Source organism: Mesorhizobium sp. M6A.T.Ce.TU.002.03.1.1 (assembly GCF_003997275.1).
In the GTDB taxonomy this organism is placed as follows: Bacteria; Pseudomonadota; Alphaproteobacteria; order Rhizobiales; family Rhizobiaceae; genus Mesorhizobium; species Mesorhizobium mediterraneum.
In genome coordinates, this window is sequence record NZ_RZTI01000016.1 from 70,717 (window position 1) to 74,712 (window position 3,996).

Annotated in this window: 7 protein-coding genes and 1 pseudogene; 6 read left to right on the forward strand and 2 right to left on the reverse strand. The window is 63.4% G+C overall.

Annotated elements, in window-relative coordinates:
- Positions 1–133: pseudogene (locus EOC93_RS34675) on the forward strand (SGNH/GDSL hydrolase family protein); the annotation flags it as partial.
- Between the two features lie 116 nt (positions 134–249).
- On the opposite strand, the gene EOC93_RS07875 reads toward EOC93_RS34675, so the two are convergent.
- On the reverse strand, positions 250–411 hold the full coding sequence (locus EOC93_RS07875; RefSeq protein WP_023797063.1) for a hypothetical protein: 162 nt from the start codon (positions 409–411) through the stop codon (positions 250–252).
- Between the two features lie 66 nt (positions 412–477).
- Complete coding sequence (locus tag EOC93_RS07880; protein ID WP_126104592.1) at positions 478–1,431, reverse strand: ring-cleaving dioxygenase; 954 nt, start codon at positions 1,429–1,431, stop codon at positions 478–480.
- A 262-nt stretch (positions 1,432–1,693) separates the two neighbouring features.
- Between EOC93_RS07880 and EOC93_RS07885 the strand changes: the two genes are divergently transcribed.
- From EOC93_RS07885 to EOC93_RS07905, 5 genes are all read left to right on the forward strand, one after another.
- On the forward strand, positions 1,694–1,858 hold the full coding sequence (locus tag EOC93_RS07885) for a hypothetical protein (RefSeq protein ID WP_127204288.1): 165 nt from the start codon (positions 1,694–1,696) through the stop codon (positions 1,856–1,858).
- 77 nt (positions 1,859–1,935) lie between these two features.
- Entirely contained in the window at positions 1,936–2,538 is a 603-nt protein-coding gene (locus EOC93_RS07890) for a DJ-1/PfpI family protein (RefSeq protein WP_126104590.1), read from the forward strand.
- 53 nt (positions 2,539–2,591) lie between these two features.
- A complete protein-coding gene (locus EOC93_RS07895; RefSeq protein WP_126104589.1) occupies positions 2,592–2,957 on the forward strand; it encodes a VOC family protein in 366 nt (121 codons plus the stop codon).
- Between the two features lie 7 nt (positions 2,958–2,964).
- Positions 2,965–3,375 carry a hypothetical protein gene (locus tag EOC93_RS07900; protein WP_095487265.1) on the forward strand — a complete coding sequence of 137 codons (411 nt, stop codon included), beginning with the start codon at positions 2,965–2,967 and terminating at the stop codon, positions 3,373–3,375.
- Positions 3,376–3,448: 73 nt separating this feature from the next.
- A partial coding sequence (locus EOC93_RS07905) for a YafY family protein (RefSeq protein ID WP_164759072.1) occupies positions 3,449–3,996 on the forward strand: 548 nt, incomplete at its 3' end.

Sequence of the window (3,996 nt, forward strand, 5' to 3'; positions counted from 1 at the left end):
CGCGCGCCTGCCGATCACCGATGCCGAAGCCGGCTTTGCGTCCGACGGATTTCATGCCTCGGAAGCCGGCTACCGGGCCTGGGCGGAACATCTCGTCGGCTTGGTGCTCGCCAACGAACCACGCGTCGCGTAGCGGGCCGCCGGCCCTAATGCATGTCGCGCAAAAGTGTGCAGCGGTTTTGCGATAACGACATGCATAAAACAACAACCTAAAGCGCGTCGCGTGAGGTCGGTCGAACGCGACGCGCTTTAGGTCCAATGCCCCAGCGCCGCTGTGATCGAAATCGCCGCCATCGCCAGCACCGCCAGTTTCCAGAAATCGCTGCGCCGCTTCAGCCCCGGCCAGCCGAGCGGCTTGATCAGCTGGATGACCATCATGGCGACGATGACGAGCGCGAGGAGTTTCGACATGCCGCCTTTGACCAGCATCACAAGCGGCTGTCAAAGCGCTCCTTTCGCTCGCTCGCGATAGAGTTGCTATGCCAGCGGCTTGAGGCCGGCCTCGATCGCAGCCCGGTTCGGTTCGAGGAACGGCGGCAAGGCCAGCCTTTCGCCCAGCGTTTCCAGCGGCTCGTCGGCGGTGAACCCGGGGCCGTCGGTGGCAATCTCGAACAATATGCCGTTCGGCTCGCGGAAATAGAGCGAGCGGAAGTAGTATCGTTCGACCTCACCGCTTGACGGCAGACGGAACTCGGCCAGCCGCGCCGTCCATTGATGCAAGGTCTCCTGGTCGGGCGCCCTGAACGCGACGTGGTGGACCGCCCCGGCGCCTTGACGTGCCGGCGCAAGACCCGGCTGCACCGCGACATGAAGCTCCGCCGCCGGCCCGCCTGCTCCCATTTCGAAGACATGAACCAGACCCTCGCCATCTGGCGACGCATAATCACGCGCCTTGCGCATGTTCATCACCCGGGTCAGCACGGCCTCGGTGTTGGTGATGTCGGGAACGCTGATGACGATAGGCCCGAGCCCGCGTATCTGGTGCTCGACTGGGACTGGGCTTTGAGACCAGGGATGGCTGTCGCCCTTGCCGCCATCGCTGACGAGGCGCAGGCGCTGGCCCTCTGGATCTTCGAAATCCAGCGACGGATAGCCGCCGATGTCGCCGATCTCTCCCGTCGCGACGGCCTCGCCGGCCAGGCGATCCTTCCACCAGGCAAGACTTTCGGGGCTGGCGACCCTCAGGCTCGTCCGCACGATGCTGTTGGTGCCGCGCCGTTCGCGTCCGACCGGCCAGTCGAAGAAGGTGATGTCAGTGCCAGGCGTCGCCTCTGCATCGGCATAGAAGAGGTGATAGGCTGACGTGTCGTCCTGATTGACCGTCTTCTTGACCAGCCGCAGCCCCAAAGTGCCGGTGTAGAAACGAAGGTTTCCCGGCGCATTGGCCGTGATTGCGGTCAGATGGTGAATTCCTGTCAGTTGCAGGCTCATGGTCATCTCCCTGATCTCCGAGGAATTTTCTCCCTCAATATCAGAACGCCGGCCCTATCGCTGCTGCGAATTCCAACCGTCCGTCGTTGAAAGCTGAACGACTCAACCCCGGCAGAGCGACAAAAAAGCCTGCTTCTCTCGTGCAGGCGGGATCGGAACCGGCAAAACCTGGCACGCTCGCCAAAGACCGCTCAGCCTCCTGACAGACTGCTGTCAGGAGGGGTGTGCGATAGTGTCTCCATCGAAAGAGAGGAGACCAGCCATGAACGGTTTTGCCATTCTGCACAGCGTGCAGCGCTATGTCGGCAAGATCCGGACGATGCGCAACGAGATCCGCACCCGGCGTTTCATGAATGGCTTGCCGCAGAGCATCCGCAAGGACATCGGTTGGCCGGATAATTACGAAGGCCGCCACGGTCGCGGGTGATTTTTCGCGGCAGCGGCTGGATGCGGACGCCAAGGCGCCCAGATATAGATCCGGCGGGCCGAAGGACGGAGCAGGAAATGTCCGAACAGAAAACCATCGGCGTCGTTTTCATCGATCGCTTCGCCGACTGGGAATACGGCCTGCTGGCGGCTTCGGCGGTCGAATGGTTCGGCGCACGCGCGGTGTCGCTGACGCCGAACGGCAAGCCGGTGACCTCGGCCAGCGGATTTATGCTGACGCCCGATCGCTCCACCGAGGTTGATGAAAACACCGATCTCGACGCCGTCGCGGTCATCGGCTCCGACCTATGGGTCGATGCACCGCCTGATATCTCCGGACTGCTGACGGCAATTGCGGCACGCGGCGGCGTGATCGGCGGCATCTGCGCCGGCACATTGGCGTTGGCGCGTGCCGGCCTGTTCGACAAGGCCAAACACACCAGCAATGGTCGTGACTGGATCAATGAAAAGGAACCGGCTTACCCCGGCGCCCAGAACTATCAGGACGTGCCCTATGCCGTCGCCGACGGCCGCATCGTGTCCGCGCCGGGTTCGGCTCCCGGCACCTTCGCTCTTGCCTATTTGAAGACGCTCTATCCCCAGAGAACAAGCGACCTCGCGCAGATGCGCACGCTGTTCGCCAGGGAGTATGCCGAAGGGGAACATGCTGAAGTCTCCTGACAGTATGGTGTCAGGAGCGGCGTGCAATAGTGCGACAGTATCAGGAGACTGACATGGCCTTCATCCCTGCAAAAGCCTCGGCATGGTTCGAGATCCCCGTCACCGACATGGATCGGGCGCGCGCCTTTTATGGATCGGTGCTTCAGAACGATCTCGCTCTGGAGGAGAGCGGCCCGAACCCACTGGCCATGTTCGCCACGCAGGACCGAATGGCATCCGGTCACGTCTACCCCGGAAAACCCGCGGCACCGGGAACCGGCCCGACCATCCATCTGTCGGTTGCCGCACCGATCGAAGATGCCATGGAACGGGTGAGGCAGAACGGCGGCCAGGTCGTCTCGCCGGCGATCTCCATTCCGGCCGGCACATTCGCCTATTGCCTCGACCCGGACGGCAACAGCTTTGGGCTCTTCGTCTAGGTGCCGCATGGCAAAAAGCTGGAACGACAGGCTGAACGCACCGGGCATCAACGGTATCAAGCCGACGCCGCGCACTGTTGGCGACGTCGTCGAGGGCCAGCCGATGCTGGTGCCGACGGCACGGCAGGTCGATGATTTCATCCGCTCCATCCCCAAGGGCGTGGACATGGACGTCCGTGCATTGCGCACCGCGCTCGCCATCGAGCACGGTGCCGAAGTGACATGTCCGGTCACTATCGGCTATCATCTGCGCACTGTCGCCGAGGCCGCCAACGAGGATTTGGAACGCGGCATGCCGCTGAGCGACATCGCGCCGTTCTGGCGGGTGCTGGATGCAAAGACGCCGACAACAGGGAAATTGTCCTTCGGCGCGGCATTCGTCGCCGCGCAGCGCAAGCGCGAAGGGCTCGAACCATAATGCATGTCGCCCAAAAGTGGGAACCGGTTTTGGGACCACGACATGCATAGAAACAACACCGAGGGACCATACGATGCGCCGCGCCGACAGGCTCTTCCAGATCGTGCAGCATCTGCGCGGTGGCCGTTTGGTCACCGCCCAGAAGCTGGGCACGTGGCTCGAGGTTTCCGAGCGGACCATCTACCGCGACATCGCCGACCTGCAATCGACTGGTGTGCCGATCGACGGCGAGGCCGGCGTCGGCTACATGATGAGGGAGGGTTTCGACCTTCCGCCGCTGATGTTCACGCGTGATGAGATCGTCGCGCTGGTCGCCGGCGCCCGCATGGTGCGCGCGTTTGGCGGCGCTGCCATGGCGCGGGCCGCCGACGAGGCGCTGGTCAAGATCGGCGCCGTGCTGCCCGACGCCGAGAAGGACCGCATCGCCCGCACCGAGATCCACACGCCGATGTGGGTGGTGAGCGACGCCGCCCGCGAGGCAATCGACCTGATCGAGCGCGCGGTGGAAAAACGCCAGGTGCTGACCATCGACTATTCCGACGAGGCCGGCCGCAGCACCGCGCGCGACATCAGGCCGCTAGGCCTATGGTTCTGGGGCAAGGTGTGGACGCTGGTCGCATG

What these genes read in the sequence shown, in the direction of transcription:
- EOC93_RS07875 (WP_023797063.1), bottom strand. Translation starts at nt 411, where the DNA reads ATGTCGAAACTCCTCGCGCTCGTCATCGTCGCCATGATGGTCATCCAG.
- EOC93_RS07880 (WP_126104592.1), bottom strand. Translation starts at nt 1,431, where the DNA reads ATGAGCCTGCAACTGACAGGAATTCACCATCTGACCGCAATCACGGCC.
- EOC93_RS07895 (WP_126104589.1), top strand. Translation starts at nt 2,592, where the DNA reads ATGGCCTTCATCCCTGCAAAAGCCTCGGCATGGTTCGAGATCCCCGTC.
- EOC93_RS07885 (WP_127204288.1), top strand. Translation starts at nt 1,694, where the DNA reads ATGAACGGTTTTGCCATTCTGCACAGCGTGCAGCGCTATGTCGGCAAG.
- EOC93_RS07890 (WP_126104590.1), top strand. Translation starts at nt 1,936, where the DNA reads ATGTCCGAACAGAAAACCATCGGCGTCGTTTTCATCGATCGCTTCGCC.
- EOC93_RS07900 (WP_095487265.1), top strand. Translation starts at nt 2,965, where the DNA reads ATGGCAAAAAGCTGGAACGACAGGCTGAACGCACCGGGCATCAACGGT.